This is a genomic window from Pseudaquabacterium terrae, from assembly GCF_013266755.1.
In the GTDB taxonomy this organism is placed as follows: domain Bacteria; phylum Pseudomonadota; class Gammaproteobacteria; order Burkholderiales; family Burkholderiaceae_C; genus Pseudaquabacterium; species Pseudaquabacterium terrae.
On the sequence record NZ_JABRWJ010000001.1, the window covers coordinates 964,143 to 984,642 of the forward strand.

The 20,500-nt window shown below is 70.0% G+C and carries 18 protein-coding genes; 9 read left to right on the top strand and 9 right to left on the bottom strand.

The window, feature by feature from the left end; all coding sequences use genetic code 11:
• Nucleotides 1–4: 4 nt before the first annotated feature.
• From HLB44_RS04470 to HLB44_RS04480, 3 genes are read right to left on the bottom strand one after another with little or no spacing between them, the layout of a single operon-like run.
• Complete coding sequence (locus HLB44_RS04470; protein WP_425500765.1) at nt 5–799, bottom strand: ATP-binding cassette domain-containing protein; 795 nt, start codon at nt 797–799, stop codon at nt 5–7.
• A 2-nt stretch (nt 800–801) separates the two neighbouring features.
• Complete coding sequence (locus HLB44_RS04475) at nt 802–1,761, bottom strand: ABC transporter permease (RefSeq protein ID WP_246312085.1); 960 nt, start codon at nt 1,759–1,761, stop codon at nt 802–804.
• Nucleotides 1,762–1,813: 52 nt separating this feature from the next.
• The gene (locus HLB44_RS04480) at nt 1,814–2,806 is read right to left on the bottom strand and encodes a sugar ABC transporter substrate-binding protein (RefSeq protein WP_173120977.1); all 993 of its coding nucleotides are present in this window, start codon (nt 2,804–2,806) and stop codon (nt 1,814–1,816) included.
• A gap of 112 nt (nt 2,807–2,918) precedes the next feature.
• On the opposite strand from HLB44_RS04480, the gene HLB44_RS04485 reads away from it, so the two are divergent.
• Nucleotides 2,919–3,851, top strand: coding sequence for a carbohydrate kinase family protein (locus tag HLB44_RS04485; RefSeq protein ID WP_173120979.1), 933 nt, complete (start codon nt 2,919–2,921; stop codon nt 3,849–3,851).
• Between the two features lie 13 nt (nt 3,852–3,864).
• Here the strand turns inward: HLB44_RS04485 and HLB44_RS04490 are convergent, their stop codons facing one another.
• Nucleotides 3,865–4,665 carry a carbon-nitrogen hydrolase family protein gene (locus HLB44_RS04490; protein WP_173120981.1) on the bottom strand — a complete coding sequence of 267 codons (801 nt, stop codon included), beginning with the start codon at nt 4,663–4,665 and terminating at the stop codon, nt 3,865–3,867.
• A 25-nt stretch (nt 4,666–4,690) separates the two neighbouring features.
• Nucleotides 4,691–8,818, bottom strand: a complete 4,128-nt coding sequence (locus HLB44_RS04495; RefSeq protein WP_173120983.1) for a YhdP family protein — start codon at nt 8,816–8,818, stop codon at nt 4,691–4,693.
• A 123-nt stretch (nt 8,819–8,941) separates the two neighbouring features.
• Between HLB44_RS04495 and glnE the strand changes: the two genes are divergently transcribed.
• The 3 genes from glnE (at nt 8,942) to HLB44_RS04510 (ending at nt 13,292) form a co-directional block, all read left to right on the top strand.
• Complete coding sequence (glnE, locus tag HLB44_RS04500; protein ID WP_173120985.1) at nt 8,942–11,695, top strand: bifunctional [glutamate--ammonia ligase]-adenylyl-L-tyrosine phosphorylase/[glutamate--ammonia-ligase] adenylyltransferase; 2,754 nt, start codon at nt 8,942–8,944, stop codon at nt 11,693–11,695.
• Nucleotides 11,674–12,246 carry a rhombosortase gene (gene rrtA, locus HLB44_RS04505; RefSeq protein ID WP_173120987.1) on the top strand — a complete coding sequence of 191 codons (573 nt, stop codon included), beginning with the start codon at nt 11,674–11,676 and terminating at the stop codon, nt 12,244–12,246. The genes glnE and rrtA overlap by 22 nt, the downstream gene beginning before the upstream one ends.
• A gap of 146 nt (nt 12,247–12,392) precedes the next feature.
• On the top strand, nt 12,393–13,292 hold the full coding sequence (locus HLB44_RS04510) for a DMT family transporter (protein ID WP_173120989.1): 900 nt from the start codon (nt 12,393–12,395) through the stop codon (nt 13,290–13,292).
• 7 nt (nt 13,293–13,299) lie between these two features.
• Here HLB44_RS04510 and HLB44_RS04515 read toward each other — a convergent pair whose 3' ends face one another.
• The 3 genes from HLB44_RS04515 to HLB44_RS04525 all read right to left on the bottom strand — a co-directional run bounded on the left by HLB44_RS04515 (nt 13,300) and on the right by HLB44_RS04525 (nt 16,200).
• Nucleotides 13,300–14,172: a ferritin family protein gene (locus HLB44_RS04515; protein ID WP_173120991.1), complete on the bottom strand. Its 873-nt coding sequence runs from the start codon at nt 14,170–14,172 to the stop codon at nt 13,300–13,302.
• A gap of 386 nt (nt 14,173–14,558) precedes the next feature.
• On the bottom strand, nt 14,559–15,521 hold the full coding sequence (gene corA / locus HLB44_RS04520; protein WP_173120993.1) for a magnesium/cobalt transporter CorA: 963 nt from the start codon (nt 15,519–15,521) through the stop codon (nt 14,559–14,561).
• 46 nt (nt 15,522–15,567) lie between these two features.
• Nucleotides 15,568–16,200 (bottom strand): response regulator, encoded by a 633-nt coding sequence (locus HLB44_RS04525; protein WP_173120995.1) that lies wholly within the window; start codon nt 16,198–16,200, stop codon nt 15,568–15,570.
• A gap of 329 nt (nt 16,201–16,529) precedes the next feature.
• On the opposite strand from HLB44_RS04525, the gene hpf reads away from it, so the two are divergent.
• The 3 genes from hpf (at nt 16,530) to hprK (ending at nt 18,606) form a co-directional block, all read left to right on the top strand.
• Nucleotides 16,530–16,871, top strand: coding sequence for a ribosome hibernation-promoting factor, HPF/YfiA family (hpf, locus tag HLB44_RS04530; RefSeq protein WP_173120997.1), 342 nt, complete (start codon nt 16,530–16,532; stop codon nt 16,869–16,871).
• Nucleotides 16,872–17,088: 217 nt separating this feature from the next.
• A complete protein-coding gene (locus HLB44_RS04535) occupies nt 17,089–17,559 on the top strand; it encodes a PTS sugar transporter subunit IIA (protein ID WP_173120999.1) in 471 nt (156 codons plus the stop codon).
• A gap of 93 nt (nt 17,560–17,652) precedes the next feature.
• The gene (hprK, locus tag HLB44_RS04540; protein WP_173121001.1) at nt 17,653–18,606 is read left to right on the top strand and encodes an HPr(Ser) kinase/phosphatase; all 954 of its coding nucleotides are present in this window, start codon (nt 17,653–17,655) and stop codon (nt 18,604–18,606) included.
• 3 nt (nt 18,607–18,609) lie between these two features.
• Here the strand turns inward: hprK and fur are convergent, their stop codons facing one another.
• A complete protein-coding gene (gene fur / locus HLB44_RS04545) occupies nt 18,610–19,038 on the bottom strand; it encodes a ferric iron uptake transcriptional regulator (RefSeq protein WP_173121003.1) in 429 nt (142 codons plus the stop codon).
• Between the two features lie 101 nt (nt 19,039–19,139).
• On the opposite strand from fur, the gene HLB44_RS04550 reads away from it, so the two are divergent.
• Complete coding sequence (locus HLB44_RS04550; protein ID WP_173121005.1) at nt 19,140–19,682, top strand: outer membrane protein assembly factor BamE; 543 nt, start codon at nt 19,140–19,142, stop codon at nt 19,680–19,682.
• The gene (gene dapB / locus HLB44_RS04555) at nt 19,679–20,500 is read left to right on the top strand and encodes a 4-hydroxy-tetrahydrodipicolinate reductase (RefSeq protein ID WP_281375105.1); all 822 of its coding nucleotides are present in this window, start codon (nt 19,679–19,681) and stop codon (nt 20,498–20,500) included. The genes HLB44_RS04550 and dapB overlap by 4 nt, the downstream gene beginning before the upstream one ends.

Genomic DNA, 20,500 nt, shown 5'->3' on the forward strand with positions numbered 1-20,500 from the left:
GGGTTCAATGGGCCAGGCTCCCGGCAGGCAGGTCTTCCGGCAGCAGCGCGCCGGTCATCACCGCGACGGTGTCGCTCATGCTGACGCGCTTCGGGTCGAGCACCGCCGCCCGCTTGCCCAGCCGCGCGACGTGGATGCGGTCGGCGACCTCGAACACATGCGGCATGTTGTGCGAGATCAGCACCACCGGCAGCCCCTGGTCGCGCACGCGGCGGATCAGCTCGAGCACCATGTTGCCTTCCTTGACGCCGAGTGCGGCGGTAGGCTCGTCCATGATGACCACGTGCTGGGCAAAGGCCGCCGCGCGTGCCACCGCGACGCATTGCCGCTGCCCGCCCGACAGCGTCTCGACGGCCTGCGTCATCGAGCGGATGCCAACCTTCAGGTCTTGCATGCGCTCGATGCTCAGGCGCAGCATGCGCTTCTTGTCCAACATCCGAAAGACGCGGCCGAGCAGACCGTCGCGGCGCAGCTCGCGGCCGAGGAACAGGTTCTCGGCGATGGTCATCGCCGGCGCCACCGCCAGGTCCTGGTAGACGGTCTCGATGCCGGCGCGGCGCGCGTCGATCGGGCTCTTGAAGCGGATCGGCTGGCCGTCGAGGCGGATCTCGCCGTCGTCGGGCACCAGCGCGCCGGACAGCGCCTTGATCAGCGTCGACTTGCCGGCGCCGTTGTCGCCGATCACCGCCAGAATCTCGCCGGCGCGCAGCTCGAAGTCGGCGCCATCGAGTGCAGTGACCTGGCCGTAGCGCTTCACCAGGCCCTTGGCCTGCATCACGATCTGCGGGGCAGCAGACATCATCATCGGGCTCCCTTGCGTGAGAGTTGGTCGGCGGCCACCGCCAGGATCACCAGAACGCCGGTCACCAGCACCTGGTAGATCGACGACACGCCCATCAGCGTCAGCCCGTTGCGGAACACGCCGACGATCAGCGCGCCGACCAGCGTGCCGAGCACGACGCCGCGGCCGCCGAACAGGCTGGTGCCGCCGAGCACGACCGCGGTGATCGCATCGAGGTTCTCGGTCTGCCCGGCGTTCGGATCGCCGACGCCGGTGCGCGCCACCGACAGCAGCGATGCGATGCCGTAGAACAACCCGGCGATCACGTAGACGCCGAGCAGCACCCGCTGCGTCGGGATGCCGACCAGCCGCGTCGCTTCGGCGTTGTTGCCGACGGCGTAGACGTGCCGGCCGGCCGCCGTCTCGCGCAGCACGAACCAGGCGAGGCCGAACAGCGCGAGCATCAGCAGCGCGCCCCATGCCACCTCGGTGCCGGCGAACGTGAAGGTATTGCCCAGCGCCGTCAACGCCGGCGGCAGCTCGGTCACCGTCTGCGAGTTCGAATACAGCTGCGTGATCGCGAAGGCGATGTTCAGCGTGCCCAGCGTGACGATGAAGGGCGGCAGCTTGATGCGCGTGACCAGCAGCCCGTTGATCAGGCCGAACAGCGTGGTCACGGCGATGCCGCAGGCGATCGCCAACGCCGGCGGCAGGCCGAGTTCGGTCGCGAACTTGCTCATCACGATGCCGCCGAGCGCCATCACCATGCCGCAGGACAGGTCGATGCCGGCGGTCAGGATGATCAGCGTCTGGCCGATCGCGATGACGCCGACGACCATCACCTGCTGCAGCACCAGCGACAGGTTGGCGCCGGTCAGGAAGCGGTCGCTCTGCGTCGCGAAGAAGACGCAGGCGGCGAGCAGCGCGACCAGCGGGCCCAAGGTGCCGAGCGGGGGCAGCTTGTCGTGGAGGGCGCGCATGGTGGTGACGGCGGGCGGGGACAAGGTGGTGGTGCTCATCATCGCCGCCCGATCACTTCTTGCCCCAGCACAGCGACGTGCCGGCCGCGACGTCCTTGCTGTCGACGCCGCCCACCGCCTTCGCGGCGATCAAGGTCACGCCGGTGTCGGTGTAGCCGGCGACCTTCTTGCCGCTCTTGGCGTACTCGACGCCGGCCTCGACGCCCATCGCCGCCATCTTCAGCGGGTACTGCTGCGAGGTGGCGGCGATCTTGCCGGCGCCGACGTCCTTGATGCCCTGGCAGCCGCCGTCGACCGAGACGATGATCGCGCCCTGCTCCTTGCCGGCCTTCTTCAGCGCGTTGAAGGCGCCTGCGGCGGCCGGCTCGTTGATCGTGTAGACGACAGTGACCTCGGGCGCCTTCTGCAGGCAGTTCTCCATCGCCGTCTGGCCCTTGGCCTGGTCGCCGAAGCTGTCGGCCATGCAGACGATCTCCGGCGCCTTGCCGAGCTCGTTGCTCTTCGCATCCGGCGCGGCGAGGCCGAAGCCCTTCAGGAAGCCGTTGTGGCGCTGCGCGCCGACCGGGTGGCCGGGGAACAGGTCGAGCATCACGATCTTCGCCGGCTTGCCGCCGAGTGCGGCCTTGGCGTACTGGCCGATCAACACGCCGGCGCGGTAGTTGTCGGTGGCGAACAGCGCGTCGGTGGCTTCGGCCGGATCGGTCGGGCTGTCGAGCGCGATGACCATCACGCCCAAGGCCCGCGCCTTCTTGATCGCCGGCACGATGGCCTTCGAATCGCTCGGCGTGATCAGGATCGTCTTCGCGCCGGCGGCGATCATGTTCTCGATCGCGGTGATCTGGCCGGCGTTGTCGCCGTCGGCCTTGCCGGCGCCGGACAGCAGCTTGGCGCCCTTGGCCTTCGCGGCTTCGGCGGCGCCCTCCTTCATCTTGACGAAGAACGGGTTGGTCTCGGTCTTCGTGATCAGGCCGATCACCGGGGCGTCGGCGGCAACGGCGGCGCCAGCGGCGAGCGCCAGCAGCGAGGCAGTGAAGAAGGCTTGCATGGTCGGGTCTCCTGGAGGGCAGCGTCGGGGTTGCTACGGGTTGCCTGAATTGTTGGCGCTGTGCTTTAATAAATCAAGTTGATTGATTAATGGTTTTCCAGGAGTTCCGACCATGTTCATCGTCTGCGGAGAAGCGCTGTTCGATGTCTTCGCCACCGGCGACACGCCCACCGGCATCGGCTTCGACGGCCGGATTGGCGGCTCGCCGTTCAATGTCGCGCTTGGCCTGGCCCGGCTCGGGCAGCCGGTCGGTTTCCTCGGCGGCATCGGCAGCGGTTTCGCCGGGGAGCGCCTGCTGCGTGCCTTCGCCGACGAAGGCATCAACACCGGCTGCGTCGCCCGCATCGACGCGCCGACGACGCTGAGCCTGGTCGGGCTCGATGCGCACGGCGTGCCCTCGTACGCGTTCTACGGCCACGGCGCTGCCGACCGGCTGCTGCGCCCGGAGCACCTGGCGGCCGTGCCGGCGCAGGCGCGCGCCTTCCACTTCGGCTCGTATGCGATGGTGGTCGAGCCGACCGGCTCGACGCAGCGGCTGCTGGTCGAGCGCGAACACCGGCGCAGCCTGATCAGCTTCGATCCGAACATCCGCAGCAACGTCGAGCCCGACCTGGCCGTCTGGCGCGCGACGCTGCAGTGGATGCTGCCGCGCACCCACCTGCTCAAGTTGAGCGACGAGGACCTCGCGCTGCTCTACCCGGGGCGCGCGGCCGAGGACTTTGCGCGCGAGGCGCTGGCCGCCGGCGTCGCGCTGGTGGTGGTCACGCGCGGCGGCGATGGCGCTGTGGGCTTCACCGCGCGCGACACGGTCGCGGCCGCGCCGGCGCCGGTCGCGCTGGTCGACACCGTCGGCGCCGGCGATACGTTCCAGGCCGCGCTACTCACCTGGCTGGCCGAGCACGACCGGGCGACGCCGGCGGGTCTCGCCGGCCTCGGCGACGCCGAGCTGGACGCCGCGCTGCGTTTTGCGGTGCAAGCGGCGGCGATCACCTGCTCGCGCCGCGGTGCGGACCTGCCGCGGCGCGGCGAGCTGCCGCCGCGCTAACGCACAAAGGACGCTACAGCCGCCGGTGCGCCAGCGCCGGCAGCTGCTGCCGCACCTCGGCCAGGCGCTGCCGGTGAAGCTCGGCCAGCACGATGCCCTCGCCCTCGTCGCGGCAGGCGAGCACCTGGCCCCAGGGATCGGCGATCAGGCTGTGGCCCCAGGTGCGGCGGCCGTTCTCGTGGCGGCCGCCCTGCGCCGGCGCGATCACGTAACACTGGTTCTCGACTGCGCGGGCGCGCAGCAGCAGCTCCCAGTGCGCCTCGCCGGTCGGGTAGGTGAAGGCCGACGGCACGGCGATCAGGTCGCAGGGCGGGTGCATCAGCGCGCGGTACAGCTCGGGGAATCGCAGGTCATAGCAGACCGACAGCCCGACGCGCCAGCCGCCGGCGTCGAAGGCCACCGGCGCGCTGCCGGCTTCGAGCACGCGGCCCTCGTCGTAGCGCTCGCGGCCGTTGTCGAACGCGAACAGATGCATCTTGTCGTAGTGCGCCACGCGCGTGCCGTCGGGCGCGAAGACCAGGCTGCTGTTGCGCACGCGCTCGGGGTCTGCAGTGCGCAGCGGTAACGTGCCGCCGATCAGCCACAGCCGGTGCTCGCGTGCGATCGTCGCCAGCGCGGCCTGGATCGGGCCTTCGCCGAGGCGCTCGGCGATGCCGAGCTTGTCGCGGTCGTTGCGGCCCATCAGGCAGAAGTATTCGGGTAGCGCGATGAGTTGCGCGCCGGCCGCGGCGGCCTCGGCCGCGAGCCGCGCGGCGGCGGCGAGGTTGCGCTCGACATCGGGTGTCGAGACCATCTGCAGGGCGGCGATCTTCATCGGGTCGTGGCGTGGCGGGTCGAGGTCAGGGATTGCGCGGCGGCACCGAAGCGGCGGCGGCGGCGGGGATGGGCGGAATCACCGGTGCCGGCTCGCCGGGCTTGCGCTCGATCTTGATCACCTTCGGATCGTCCCACGAGCCGCTGATGCGGAACTCGCGCGTATTGGCCTCCGCCAGCGGCCCGCGCAGCAACCACTGGCCGAGGAAGGTGCCGAGCCCGATCGCAGGATGAATCGCCGCATAGGCCAGCGACGCGGTGCCGGCATTGATCTCCGGCACGACGATCACGCGCAGGTCCTGCGTCTCGCGCATCACGTCGGCCGAGCCTTCCATCAGCACGGCGGCCTGCACGCCGCGCAGGCGCAGGTTGTTGGTGCGCGCGATGCCGCGTTCGAGCCGCAGGTCGCCGCTCGCGTTGTCGAAGGCAAAACCTTCTTCGAAGACATCGCGGAAATCCAGCGCCAGCCGGCGCGGCAGCGCCTGCAGGCTCAACACGCCGAGCAGGCGGCCGACGCCGGGCTCGGCCTTGAGGAACTGCCCGGCGTCGAGCGTCAGCGTCATCTGGCCGTCGAGCGTCGGCACGTCGAAGTCGAGCGGCGAGCCGGCCCAGCCGAGCTGCCCCTGCAGCCGGCCCTTGCCGCCGCGCACCACGCGGCCGAAGCCGAGCCGCTCGAGCAGGCCGCCGCCGTCGGCGATGTCGAGCCGGAAGTCCATGGCCATGCGTCGGCGCTGCGGCGCGCCCATCACGTAGCCCCATTGGCCGGTGGCCGAGAGCTGGCCCTCGGGCGTGTGCAGGCTGAGGTTGTTGAGCCGCCACTCGCGCGCCGACTCGACGCCGCTGGCGCCGCGGTTGACCGCCTCGACGACCAGCTTGCCGAGCTTCTTGCCGCGCAGCTCGAAGTCCTCGACCTGGATGTCGAGCGCCGGCACGCTGGCGGGCGCCTGCTCGAGCAGCCGCTCGACGCCCTCGGCATCGGCCTTCGGCAGCGACAGCCGCGCCAGCCGCGCGTGGATGCGGCCGGCGCTGGCCGGTCCGCGCGGCTCGCGGTAGTCGATCTCGCCCTGCACCTGGTCGGCACTGACCACCGCGCGCCAGGCTTCGTCGGCGCCGCTGCCGTGGCGCGTCAGGCCGAGCGTCAGCTGCGTCAGCTTGCGGCCGCCGAAAACCAGCTCGGGTGTCTTCAGCTGCACCGACTGCGGCAGGTAGGCGCCGTCGACCGCGCCCGCGGCGCCGGCAGCGCCCGACGCACCCAGCAGCGCCTGCCAGGTGTCGGCGTTCAGCGCGCCGGGCTCGAGCACCGCACGCCCGCCCGGCACCATCTCCGGCAGTGGGGCCTGCACGGCCAGCGCGCCGCGCAGCACCTGCGGCGAGTCTTTCGAGACATCGCGCAGGTAGTGCGCCTGCAGCACGCTGCCGAGCTCGACACGCAGCACGTCACGCGCCGGCACGCCGGCCTGGCCGCGTGTTTCGGGCGTCAGCACCGTCTGCAGCTTCAGCGGCCAGCTCGCATCGGCGGGCTTGCGCAGCGGCGGCGGCAGATCGACCGCCAGCCCGGCGAGCGGGCTGCTGATCTGCAGCTCCGGATGGCCATGCACGATGGCCAGCTGCGCGCGGTAGGCGGCCTGGCCCTGCAGCCGCGCGGTCCAGCGGGCGTAGCTGGCCAGCTCGGGCGCACGGCGCAGGCCTTCGGCGCTGGCCTGGCCGCTGGCGGTGAAGCGCAGGCTGCCGTCGGGCTGCGTGCCGCCATCGATCACCGCGTCGCCGCCATACAGGCGCGCGGTGGCGCCGATGACCTGCACGCCCTTGTGCGTGAAGTCGATGCGGCCGCGCGCCGCGGCGAGCAGCGGCGACTCCGGCCGCACGCGCACGTCGCCGCCTTGCAGCATCACGCTGCCCTTGACGGTCGAGCGGTCGAGGTGGGTCAGCGGCAGGTTCAGCGCCAGCTGCAGCTCCGCGGCGCCGCCGATGCTGGAGCTCGCCAACGCGCGCTCGGTCCAGTCGCCCACCGGTGTCGCGTTGACATAACGCAGGAAATCAGCGGCCGGGCCCCGCACCTTGCCGTCGATCACCAGCGTGCGCTGCTCGCTTCCCAGCTCCGCGATCGCGCCATTGACGTCGTGCAGCTCCAGGCCCCACAGCCTGCCGCGTGCCTGGCGGATCAACATGCCGGCGCGCTCGAACACCAGCTCGCCGCTCAGGTCGGTGAACGCCGGCCACGCCGGCGCCGCGCCCGGGGCCGCGGGCACGTAGGCCAGCGTGACGCCCTGCACTTGGCCGGTGACGCGGAACTCGCCGTCCTTGCGGTTCAGGTACGGAAAGTCCGACAGGTCGCCCTTGACGCGGAAGCTCGCCGACGTGATGCGCCCGGCCTGCACCGCGCGGCCGACGTAATCGCGCGCGCCGGGCCCGAGGCCGAGCGGCAGGTAGCGCACGACGCTGGTGGCGCGGCCCTGCGTCAGCTTGCCGGTCATCTCGAGCACGCCGGGCAGCCGCGCGCCGCGGCCGAAGCCCGCGCCGGCGCCGGTGCGCCAGCTGGCGCTGAGCTCGCCCTGCGCGTCGGCGTTCTCGAAGCGCGCATTGTCGACCTTCAGGCTGATGCGCCGCGCGCCGTCGCCCGAAGCTGGCGGCTCGATGCGCCACTGCAGCTGCGCGGCGAAACGCTGCAGTGGCACCACCGGCTGCTCGAAGACGCCGGGGAACTCGAGCGCGCCGTCGGCCAGCGCCAGCTTGGCCTGGCCGCCGCTTTCGCTGGCGCTCAACTCGACCTCCGCGCCGCGCCAGCCGGGCCGCCCGACCACCCCCGGCGACGACGCCGCCGCGGCGATCGACATCGCCTTGACGCTGGCCTTGACCTGGTAGCGCTCGGGCGCGTCGAGCGGTCCCTGCCAGCTGCCGGCGAGCCCGCTGGCCTGGCCTTGCGGCGCCAGCTCGGCCAGCAGCTTGCGCACGCCCGCGCCCAGCGGCAGCCGTTCGGCCAGCTCGGCGGTCACCGCCAGGTCGGCATGGTCGATCGCCAGCTCGCCGCCGGTGATCGGATGGTCGGCCGCCGTCTCGCCGGCACGCTGCGGCTGGCGTTGGCGCCACGACAGCGACAGGTTGCCCGCCGGCCAGACCTGGCCCTCGGCGGTGGTGAAGGCGAAACCGCTGGCGAGCAAGCGAACGCCCTCGGGCTGGCGCTCGGCCACCAGCCGGCCGCTCGCCTGTGCCAGGGCCAGCGGCGGCAGGCCGCGGCCGAGCCGCACCGAGACATCGTTCAGCGCGACATCGAGCGTCGCGCCGCGCGCCAGGCCCTGGTCGAAGTCGACCCAGGCGCGCAGGGCGCCGCTGCCTTGCGACAGCTCGAACGGCAGGTCGACGTGGCGGCGCAGCTCGGTGAAGCTCGCCTGCGGCAGGTCGGCATGCAGCGTGCCGCGCCAGCGCTGCCAGTCGCCGGCGCGCGCGAACAGCGGCCGGCGCGCCTGCGCGACGAGGTGGAAGCGCTCACCCCAGGCCAGCGGCGGCGTGGCATCGAGCCGCAGCTCGTGCGTGCGGGCGCGGTTGCGCAGCACCAGCTGCACGTCGGACAAGGCCAGCGCCGGTGCCGCGCGCTGCTCGTCGATCCAGCGCAGCGTGCCGCGGCGGATCACGAACTCATGCTGCTCGAAGACCCAGTCGGCGAATTGCTGGCCGTCGCCGACCGACTCCCCCTCGACATCCATGCCGGCGACATGGATGCGGCCCTGCGCATCGCGCCGCACCTCGAGCCGCGCATCGTCGATCAGCAGCTGCTCGAAGCGCAGGTGCAACCCGAGCATCGCCGGCACCGACAGCGCGGCAGCGATGCGCGGCAGCCGCAGCGCCTCGCGCCCCTTGCGGTCTCGCAGGATCACGTCCTTCAGCTCGAAGGCCGGCACCCAGCCCGACGAGCGCACCTCGATGCGGCCGATCTCGACCGGTGCCCCCAGCGCGCGGCTGGCCTGCGCCTCGATGCGCGGACGCCAGTCGTCCAGGCGAGGCAGAATCCCCCAATGCAGAGTCAGCCACGCGACGAGGCATAAGCTCCAGGCCGCAAACAGGCCCCAGGCCCCCCACCGCAAGCCGGCACGCCACCAGCGCCATGCGCGAGCCGGTGGACGAGCCGGCGTGTCGGCGGCGAACGGCGAGGAAGACATGAATGAGGGATCAGCAGCACGCAGTCGGTTGTAGAACGCAGCGACGCCTGCTGACGAAGCAATCGAGCCGCCGGAGCGCCCCGGCGATCGGGGCAATCTAGCACACAGACTTCGGCGCAATCGATGGGTTCCGACCTCTCCGAACTTCCGTTGGCCGCCTCGGCCCAACACAGCCGCTACGTGCAGCGCATCCGGCGCCGCTACGCGGCCGAGCTCGACATGCTGCCTGCGGGTTTGCCCGATGCGGCGATCATCACCACGCTGGTCGAGCGGCTGCATGCCGATGGCCGCACGCTGGCCTCGGCGCTGCGCGTCGCGCGCCAGCTGGTGCTCGAGCGGCTGGCGGTGCTCGACGTCGAGCAGCAGGCGACGCTGGCCGACATCACCGCGTCGATGACCGCGCTGGCCGAAGCGACGCTCGAGCGCGCGCTGGCGCAGGCGCGCACCGACGAGGATGAGCGCAGCGGTGCGCCGCTCGATGCCGATGGCCAGCCGATCGACTTCTGGATCATCGGCATGGGCAAGCTCGGCGCGCGCGAGCTGAACGTCTCGTCCGACATCGACCTGATCTACGTCTACGAGGACGACGGCCAGACGCCCGGCCTCAACGGCGTGCCCGGCCGCAGCGCGCACGAATACTTCTCGGCGGTCGCCAAGCGGCTGTACACGCTGATCGGCGAGAACACCGACGACGGCTTCGTGTTCCGCGTCGACCTGGCGCTGCGGCCCAACGGCAACTCCGGCCCGCCGGTCGTCAGCATGGCGATGCTGGAGGAGTATTTCCAGGTCCAGGGCCGCGAATGGGAGCGCTTCGCGTGGCTCAAGAGCCGCGTCGTCGCGCCGCGCAGCGCAGTGACCAGCGGCCGCGCGCTGCCGTTGCGCTCGCTGGTCACCGCCTTCGTCTACCGGCGCTACCTCGACTACGGCATCTTCGAGGGCTTGCGCCAGCTGCATCGCAAGATCCGCGAGGAAGCGCAGCGCCGCGCCGCCGGCCGGCCCGAGCGCGCCAACGACGTCAAGCTGTCGCGCGGCGGGATCCGCGAGATCGAGTTCATCGTGCAGCTGCTGCTCGTCGTGCGCGGCGGCCAGTACCCCGAGATCCGCACCCGCTCGACGCTGAAGGCGCTGGGACGGCTGACCGCACGCGGACTGATGAAGCCCGAGACCGCCGACAAGCTGGCCGCCGGCTACACCTTCCTGCGCCGCGTCGAGCACCGCATCCAGTACCTCGACGACCAGCAGACCCACCTGCTGCCGACGCAGGACGGCGACCTGACCTGGATCGCCCGATCGATGGGCCTGGCCGCCTGCCGCCCCGATGCCTGCGAGCTGCTCGACCGGCTGTGCGAGATCCGCGAGCTGGTGGCGACCGAGTTCGACGCGCTGCTGCACGACGGCCAGGCACCGGCGCCCAACGGCGGCAAGAACGGCTGCCGGCAGTGCGGCAGCGGCCCGCTGCCGCTGGACAACGAAGCGCTGGCCGAGAAGCTGCCGCCCGAGCTCGCCGAGCGCGTGCGCCAGTGGTGCGCGCAGCCGCGCGTGCAGAACCTGCGCGACGACGGCAAGCTGCGCCTGGGCAAGCTGGTGCAACGCGCCGCTGCCTGCGTCGACGAGGGCTCGTGCACGCTCGACGCCGCGCTGCGCTTCATCGACTGGCTCGAGCCGCTGCTGCGCCGCGACAGCTACCTCGCGCTGCTGGTCGAACGCCCGGCGGTGCTGAAGCGCCTGCTGCGCCTGCTCGGCCTGGCGCGCTGGCCGATGCGCTACCTGATGCGCCACCCCGGCGTGATCGACGAGCTGGCCGACTCGCGGCTGCTGCATGGCCGCTTCGACCGCGCCGAGTACGTCGCCTCGCTCGAGGAACGCCATGCGGCGTGGGAGCGCAGCGGCCAGGCCGACGAAGAATCGCTGCTCGACACGGTGCGCCACGCACACCACGCCGAGGTCTTCCGCACGCTGGTGCGCGACGTCGAAGGCCTGATCACCGTCGAGCAGGTCGCCGACGACCTGTCGGCGCTGGCCGATGCCACCGTCGACATCACGCTGCGCTGGGCCTGGCCGCGCCTGAAGCAACGCCACCGCGAGTCACCGCGCTTCGCGGTGATCGCCTACGGCAAGCTCGGCGGCAAGGAGCTCGGCTACGGCAGCGATCTCGACGTCGTCTTCCTCTACGACGATGCCGACGAGCCCGACGCCGACCGCGCGCAGGAGGTCTACGGCCACTGCGTGCGCAAGCTGATCACCTGGCTGACCTTGCGCACCGGCGCCGGCGAGCTGTTCGACATCGACACCGCCCTGCGACCGAATGGCAACTCGGGGCTGCTGGTGACCTCCATCGCCGCCTTCGAGCGCTACCAGATCGGCCGCGGCGGCAACACGGCGTGGACCTGGGAGCACCAGGCGCTGACGCGAGCGCGCTTCTGCGCCGGCTCACCCGACCTCGCCGAACGTTTCGAGGCGGTGCGCCGCCAGGTGCTGGCCGCGCCGCGCGACATCGAAGCGCTCGAGCGCGAGGTCGTCGGCATGCGCGACAAGGTGCGGCACGCGCGGCCGGTGAAACCCGCGCTCTTCGACGTCAAGCACAGCCCGGGCGGCATGATGGACGCCGAATTCGTCGTCCAGTACCTGGTGCTCGCGTTTGGCGTGACGCAGCCGCCGCTGCTCGACAACGCCGGCAACATCGCACTGCTGCAGCGCGCCGAAGCCGCCGGTCTGCTGCCCGCCGGCATCGGGCTGGCCGCGGCCAACGCCTACCGCGAGCTGCGCCGCGCGCAGCACCGCGCGCGGCTGGACGAACAGACGACGCAATTCGCCGCGCCCTTGCTGGCCGCCGAACGCGACGCGATCCTCGCGCTGTGGCAGGCCGTTTTCGGCTAGCCGCGGCCTGGACCGCGCTGGCGGCGCTGCTGGCGATCGGCAGCCTCGTCGTGTGGTGGTTGCCGGCGCAGCGCTGGGACTGGCAGCCCGGCCTCGCAGCAAGCCAGCCCTGGCGCTGGTGGACCGCTGCGTTCGTGCACTGGAGCGGGCTGCACCTCGGTGCCAACCTGCTCGGGCTGCTGCTGGTCGCTTTGCTCGGCCGCGCAGCAGGCTGCGGCCAGCGCGCCGCGATGGCGTGGTTCATCGCCTGGCCATTGACCCACGTCGCGCTCATGCTGCAGCCATCGCTGCACCACTACGGCGGGCTGTCGGGCGTGCTGCACGCGGGTGTCGCCGTCGCCGCGTGGCAGCTGCTGCGCTCGAAGCCGTTGCTGCGGCCGCTGGTCGGCGTCGCGCTGCTGGCCGGACTGGCGATCAAGGTCTGGTTCGAAGCGCCCTGGCGCGGTCCGCTGCGCACCGTGCCGGGCTGGGACATCCTGATCGCGCCCGCTGCGCACGCCAGCGGCAGCCTGGCCGGCGTGCTGTGTGCTGCTTTGCTGATCCGGCGATGAGCCAGCGCCCGGCCGCCCGAAGCTGGCTCGGACAGGCTGGCCCTTGCGGGCCAGCCGTTCGCCAGGCGTCGTTCGTCCGCTGGACGACCGACGTCCGGGCTCACCCCCCTTGGGGGGACCGGTGCGCAGCACCGTAGGGGGGCTCAATGACCGAACGCAAGACGCACCTCGATCCGCTGGCCATCGGCCTGTTGCTGCTGTGCTGCGCGCTGTGGGGCCTGAACCAGGTCGCGACCAAGCTGACGCTGGCCAGCGTGCCGCCGCTGACGCAGGCGGCGCTGCGCTCGCTGGGCGCGGCGGTGCTGGTCGCGCTGTGGGCGCGCCATCGCGGCATATTGCTGGGCGTCGGCAACGGCACGCTGAAGGGCGGCGTGCTGGCCGGGCTGCTGTTCGCGCTCGAGTTCGGCTGCATCTTCGTCGGCCTGCAATACACCTCGGCGTCGCGGATGATCGTCTTCATCTACCTCGCGCCCTTCGTCGTCGCGCTCGGCATGCCGCTGGTGGCGAAGAGCGAGCGCCCGGACGCGGTGCAGCTGATCGGGCTGGGGGCTGCATTCGCCGGCGTCGCCTGGGCCTTCGCCGAAGGCTGGCAGTCGCCGACCGTCGGCGACCGGCAATGGCTCGGCGATGCGCTCGGCGTCGCCGCGGCGCTGCTGTGGGGCGGCACGACGCTGGTGATCCGCGGCAGCCGGCTGACGACGGCGTCGCCGGAGCAGACGCTGCTGTACCAGCTGGCGATCTCGGGCGTCGCGCTCGGCGCGGCGGCGTGGGTCGCCGGCGAGGCCTGGCCCGTGCAATGGGGCGCGGGGGCGCTGGCGCTGCTCGGCTACCAGACGGTGATCGTCTGTTTCGCCAGCTACCTGCTGTGGTTCTGGCTGATCCGGCACTACCCGGCGACGCGTCTGGCCGCCTTCACGCTGCTGACGCCCTTGTTCGGGCTGCTGGCCGGCGTCGGGCTGCTGCACGAGCCCTTGACCGCGCGCCTGCTGATCGCTTGCGCGGCGGTCGCCGTCGGCATCGCGCTGGTCAACCGACCGGCGCGCTAGGGCGTGCTCAGGCCGGCTGGGGCTCGGCGCCGCCGCCTGCGGCGCGCTTGGCCAACGCGACGGTCAGCTCCTTGCGGTAGCGGTTCAGCTCCTGCACGCTGGCGAAGCTGCGCTCCATCAACAGGCTCATGTTGTGCAGGATGCGCTCGACGACCTTGTTCTCCCAGACCGCATCGAACTGGATCTGCGTGTCGAGCCAGGTTTCGAGCCACGCGGGGTCCGGCAGCCGGCTCTGGATCGTGTCACGCGGAAACAGTTGCGCGTTGACGTGCAGGTTCGTCGGGTGCAGCGCCTGCGCCGTGCGGCGTGCGCTGGCCATCAGCACGCCGACCTTGGCGAACGCGGCGCGCGCTTCGTCGCCGAACTTGGTCATCGCGCGCTTCATGTAGCGCAGGTAGGCGCCGCCGTGGCGTGCTTCGTCACGCGCCAGGGTTTCGTAGATCTGCTTGATCACCGGCTCGGTGTGCCACTCGGCCGCGCGCCGGTACCAGTGGTTCAGCCGCACCTCGCCGCAGAAGTGCAGCATCAGCGTTTCGAGGGCCGGCGCCGGGTCGAACTCGAAACGCACCTGGTGCAGCTCTTCTTCGGTCGGCACCAGGTCGGGACGGTAGCGCCGCAGGTATTCCATCAGCACCAGCGAATGCTTCTGCTCCTCGAAGAACCAGACGCTCATGAAGGCCGAGAAGTCGCTGTCGTCGCGGTTGTCGCGCAGGAACATCTCGGTCGCCGGCAAGGCCGCCCACTCGGTGATGGCGTTCATCTTCACCGTCTGCGCCTGCTCCTCGCTGAGCAGTGCAGGATCGAACTTGTCCCAGCCGATATCGGAATCCATGTTCCAGCGAACGGACTCGAGTTGCTTGAAAAGTTCGGGGTAGAGCATGGCGCTTCCTGGGTGGAACAGCGGATTCTAGGCTGCCGACGGTTACAGCGCTCTTTCTCAGGCTATTCGCACGGTTTTGTGGCCCGCGGAGCTTTCTTCTCGCAGCCTTTGTCGCCCTTGGATTCAGATGGTTTTGCCGGAGGCTGTGGAACCTTTTCCCCAAGGCGTGTGTCAATGCGGCATCGGTTCTCCGTTGTGCACGCTTTTTGCCCATGGGAATCGAGACTGTTTTTCAGCCGTGCAGCCTTCCGGGCGACCGGATGCAACCCTGAGGCGCTTCTCCTCCTCCTCCCTCCCTCCCTCGTTCGCGTCAGGGCGCTGCACGGCTTCTTCAACAAGGCAAAGCGCGGTGAGACACCTCACCGCGCTTTTTCTTTCGCGGCAGCTCAGCGCAGCCAGCCCTTGCGCCGGAACCAGATGATGGGCGCGGCGACCGAGGCGACCATCAGGCCCAGCGCGAACGGGTAGCCCCAGGTCTGGCCGAGCTCCGGCATGTGCTGGAAATTCATGCCGTAAATGCTGGCGATCAGCGTCGGCGGCAGCAGCGCAACCGACGCGACCGAGAAGATCTTGATGATCTTGTTTTGGTTGATGTTGATGAAGCCGACGGTGGCGTCCATCAGGAAGTTGATCTTGTCGAACAGGAATGCGGTGTGCGAGTCGAGCGAGTCGATGTCGCGCAGGATCTGCCGCGCCTCCTCGAACTGCTCGGCGTTCAGCATGCGGCTGCGCATCATGAAGCTGACGGCACGGCGCGTGTCCATCACGTTGCGGCGGATGCGCCCGTTCAGGTCTTCCTCCTTGGCGATCGCCCCGAGCGCCGCGCCGGCGGCCTGGTCATCGATGTCCTGCTTCAGCACGCGGGCGCTGACCTGCTCGAGGTTGTCGTAGATGCCTTCGAGCGCGTCGGCGGAGTACTCGGCGTCGGCGTCGTAGAGCTTCAGCAGCACGTCCTTCGCGTCGCCGATCAGTGCCGGAATGCGGCGCGCCCGCAGGCGCAGCAACCGGAACACCGGCAGATCCTCGCCATGCACCGAAAACAGCACACCGTCCTTCAGGATGAACGCGACGCGCACGTTGCGCGGTGCGACGTCGTCGTCGATCAGGAAGTCCGAGCGGATGTGCAGCTCGCCGTTGTCCTCTTCGTAGAAGCGCGCCGACTCCTCGAGGTCGTCATCGACGATGTTCTCGGGGATCGTGACGCCGAAGCGGGCTGCGATCCAGCCCTTCTCGATCGGCGAGGGCGTTTCGAGATCGACCCACACCGGCTGCGTGCGTGCCAGCGCCGCGGCGTCCTCGATCTCCTCCTGCACCAGCCTGCCATTGGCCAGCACGAAAACGTTCAGCATGCCGCTTCTCCAGCGCGCAGGAGGCTCGGAGGCGCCGCCGGCGCCGCTACTGCAGTTCCGGCGCTGCGAGCCGGGCGAACTGCTCGCGCGCCAGCGTTTCGAGCTCGTCGAACGGCAGCGGCTTGGTGAAGACCTTCACCCCCTCGGGCAAGCCGCCGCGGTGCGCGATCTCGGCGGGTCCGAGCGCGGTGACGACGACGATGCGCAGCTGTTCGCGCTCCTGCTGGTGCTTCTTCAGCGTGTCGATCATCCGGAAGCCGTCCATGCCCGGCATGTTCAGGTCGGTCAACAACAGGTCCGGGCAGCGATCGCCTATGCGCAGCAGCGCCTCGAAGCCATTGGTGGCGGTGCTGAGCTCGACCGCCATGTCCCAGCCTTCGATCACCATGCAGAACAGGCGCAGCAGATCGGGATCGTCCTCGACGACGAGGATGCGCATCCGGCGCTCGTCGCTCTCGGTCGGCGACGGTGCCTCGTCGGCGCCGTGCAGCGCGCTGGTGCGTTCGGCAATCAGCTTCTCGACGGCCGCGCGCGAGATGCGGCGGTGGCCACCGGCGGTCTTCCAGGCCGGCAGCACGCCGCCTTCGACCCACAACTGCACCGTGCGCAGCGCCACGCCGAGGCGCTCTGCGGCCTCGCGGGTGGACAGCACATCGGCGTTGGTCGCGCTCTTTCTCATCGAGCTCGCTCAGGTGGAGTGATGGGTGCGGCAATCGCGACCGCGCCATCGGTCGGCGCAAATCGTTAACTGCAGATTCCGCACTTTAGCGCGTTTCCGTGTGTTCACGGCACTGCGCATGCACGATGGCGCATTCGTGCGTCACGGCCTGGCCGCGAGCGGTGTCGGCCACCGCGGCAAAACCATCGGATGCTACACCCGGTCATGCACTTGTCACACGCGCCGCATCGGTTGCACACTGGGCTCGCAACGGGCGGCGGTGTGCCGTTCGACGCCCGCCTGAGGCCCGCTGCCCGACTTGGCCAACCCTCGTGCAAAGGAGGTTCTGAATGAACCTGACGATCAGCGGACACCACCTCGAAGTGACACCTGCTCTGCGAGAGTACGTGCTCACCAAGCTAGACCGGGTCACCCGGCATTTCGACCAGGTGGTTGACATCAACATCCTGCTGACAGTCGAGAAGCTGACGGAAAAGGAACGCAGGCAAAAGGCAGAGGTCACCCTCCACGTCAAGGGCAAGGACATCTTCGTCGAACAGTCGCACGAAGACCTTTATGCGGCGATCGACCAGCTGATGGACAAGCTCGATCGCCAGGTGTGCCGACACAAGGACCGACTACAGAACCACCACCACCAATCCACGAAGCGCATGGACGCCGGCGCGGTCTGATCGACCCACCGCGCGGCCGCTTCAGGCGGCCACGGTCCGAAGCTGACGGCCCCCTTACGGGGCCGTTTCGTTTCGCGGCGCAGCGCCGTGACAACATCCCGCAGTCGCGGGAGCTGTCAACCCGGCGCTGCGGCAGCGCATTTCTATAATCATTGCTCTGTCACACGCCCTGCGGTTTACGCCTCGCCTGAAGCCGCCGTGATCCGGGGGGAATGCCATGAACCGTCTCGCTGCCATCCTGCCCGCCAGCAATGTGCTGGTGAATGTCGACGCCACCAGCAAGAAGCGGGCTTTCGAGCATGCGGGGCTGATGTTCGAAAACCTGCACTCGATTGCACGGGCGACGGTCACCGACAACCTCTTTGCCCGTGAGCGGCTCGGCTCCACCGGCCTGGGCCATGGCGTGGCCATTCCGCACGGCCGCATCAAGGGTCTGAAGAACCCGCTGGCGGCGGTGCTGCGCGTGCAGCAGCCGATTCCCTTCGACGCGCCCGACGACGAACCGGTCAGCCTGCTGATCTTCCTGCTGGTGCCCGAAGCCGCGACGCAACGCCACCTGGAGATCCTGTCGGAGATTGCCGAGCTGTTGTCCGACCGCGAGCTGCGCGAGCGCATGAAAGCCGCCGAGGATTCGGCAACGCTGCACAAGCTGATCTCCGACTGGGCGCCGCTGAAGTCGGTCGCCTGAAGAATGTCAGCCCCCAGCTCACTTCGTTCGCGGCCCCCGAGGGGCGCTCAGTCGGCTTGGGAACGGCCCGGCGCCGACTGAGGCCACCGCTCGGTGAAACCCACCTCGATCAGCGCCGAGGCCCTGTTCGAGGCCCATCGAGAGATCCTGCGCTGGGAGTGGATCGCCGGCCACGCCCATCCGGAGCGGCGCTTCGATGAAGCCGCGGTGCGCGACGCGCAATCCGCCGCCGACCTGGTCGGCTACCTGAACTACATCCACCCTTACCGGGTGCAGATCGTCGGCCGCCGCGAGGTGGCCTACCTGTCGTCGTCGACGGTCGAAGACCAGGAGCGCCGCATCTCGCGCATCGTCACGCTCGAGCCGCCGGTGCTGATCGGCGCCGACGGCGTGGCGCCGCCGGACCGGCTGGTGGCGATGTGCGACCGCGCGGAGATCCCGCTCTTCGTCACCTCCGAGTCGGCCGGCCAGGTCATCGACATCGTGCGCGCCTACCTCGCGCAGCTGTTCGCCGACCGCATCACGCGCCATGGCGTGTTCATGGACATCCTGGGCCTCGGCGTGCTGCTGACCGGCGAGTCCGGTCTCGGCAAGAGCGAGCTCGGGCTGGAGCTGATCTCGCGCGGCCACGGCCTGGTCGCCGACGACGCGGTCGATCTTTACAAGGTATCGCAGAGCTCGCTCGAAGGCCGCTGCCCCGAGCTGCTGCTGAACCTGCTCGAAGTGCGCGGCATCGGCCTGCTCGACATCAAGGCGATCTTCGGCGAGACGGCGGTGCGCCGGAAGATGCGGCTGAAGCTGATCGTCCACCTGGTGCGCAAGGAGACGATGGAGCGCGAGTTCGAGCGCCTGCCCTACGAGCCGCTGTACGAGGACATCCTCGGCCTGCCGGTGCGCAAGGTGGTGATCACCGTCGACGCCGGCCGCAACCTGGCCGTGCTGGTCGAAGCGGCAGTGCGCAACACGATCCTGCAGCTGCGCGGCATCGACACCTATCAGGAATTCATCGAACGCCACCAGCGCGCGATGGAACAAGGCGAGGAGTGACGGCTACTTGGGCCGGTGCGGGCACGGGCTCTTGTTGCACACCGCGTACAACGCCAGCGAGTGATCCTGCAGGTCGAAGCCGCGCGTCTGCGCCACGGCACGCTGGCGCTTCTCGATCTCGGCGTCGAAGAACTCCTCGACGCGGCCGCAGGTCAGGCACACCAGGTGGTCGTGATGCTGGCCCTCGTTGAGCTCGAACACCGACTTGCCGGACTCGAAGTGGTTGCGCGACAGCAGGCCCGCCTGCTCGAACTGCATCAGCACCCGGTAGACGGTGGCCAGCCCGATGTCCGCGCCTTCGGCCAGCAGCGCCTTGAAGACGTCCTCGGCGGTCATGTGGCGCTGTTCGCTGCGCTGGAAGACCTCGAGGATCTTGATGCGGGGCAGCGTGGCCTTGAGGCCGCTGCTCTTGAGGTCGTCGGCGTGGGACATGGCGTCAGGTGCTGCGAGGGGCGCGCGGGGCAGGTCGCTAGAATCCGCCGCATCATATCCAGACGCCCGCGCCGTGCCCGCCGCGTTGGGGCGCGCTCCGCATGACCCCACTGAACTCAGCTCGCCGCCTCGGCAGCCCCTTCTTGTTGTTCGCGCTGCTTGCGCTCGGTGCCTGCTCGTCGCTGCAGTCGTCGGACAGCAACTTCCTCGGCGTCATCACGCCCTACCGCATCGACATCGTGCAGGGTAACGTCGTGACGCAGGAGCAGGTCGCGCAGATCAAGCCCGGCATGACGCGCGACCAGGTGCGAGACATCCTCGGCTCGCCGATGCTCACCGACATCTTCCACGCCGACCGCTGGGACTACGTCTTCACGATCAAGCGCCCCGGCACCGAGCCGCAGCGACGCTCGGTGATCGCCACCTTCGAAGGCAATGCACTGAAGAAGCTCGATGCGCCGGCGTTGCCGTCGGAACGCGATTTCGTCGCTTCGATCAGCCGCACCAAGGCCACCGGCAAGACACCGGTGCTCGAGCTGACCGACGCGCAGAAGTCGGCGCTGCCGCGCCCGGCGCGCAGCGAGGCGCCTCCCGTCGAGCCGGCCGGCGCGGTGCGCAGCTACCCGCCGCTGGAGCCGTCTTGACCAGCGGCGCGAACGAGCCGCTGCGCATTGCGATCAGCGGCGCCTCCGGGCGCATGGGCCGCATGCTGATCGAAGCGGTGCTCGGCACGACTGATTGCCGGTTGGCCGGCGCGGTCGACCAGGCGGACAGCGCGGCGCTCGGCCAGGATGCCGGCGCGCCGCTCGGCCGCAGCACCGGCGTCTCGATCAGCGCCGACCTGGCGGCCGGGCTCGCCCCGGCGCAGGTGCTGATCGACTTCACGCGGCCCGAGGGCACGCTGGCGCACCTCGCTGCCTGCCGTGCGCACGGCGTCAAGGCGGTGATCGGCACCACCGGCTTCAGCGCCGAGCAGAAGGCCCAGATCGCCGAGCACGCGAAGCACATCGCGATCATGCTGGCGCCCAACATGAGCGTCGGCGTCAATGTCGTCATGAAGCTGCTCGACCAGGCGGCGCGCGCGCTGAGCGAGGGCTACGACATCGAGGTCATCGAGGCCCATCACCGGCACAAGGTCGATGCGCCGAGCGGCACCGCGCTGCAGATGGGCGAGGTGCTGGCGCAGGCGCTCGGACGCGATCTGAAGGACTGCGCGGTCTATGCGCGCGAAGGTCTCACCGGCCCGCGCGACCCGTCGACGATCGGTTTCGCTGCCATCCGCGGCGGCGACATCATCGGCGATCACACGGTGCTGTTCGCCGGCACCGGCGAGCGCATCGAGATCGCGCACAAGAGCTCGAGCCGCGTCGCCTATGCGCAGGGCGCGCTGCGCGGGGCGCGTTTCCTGGCCGACAAGCCCAACGGCCTGTTCACGATGAACGACGTGCTCGGCCTGACCTGA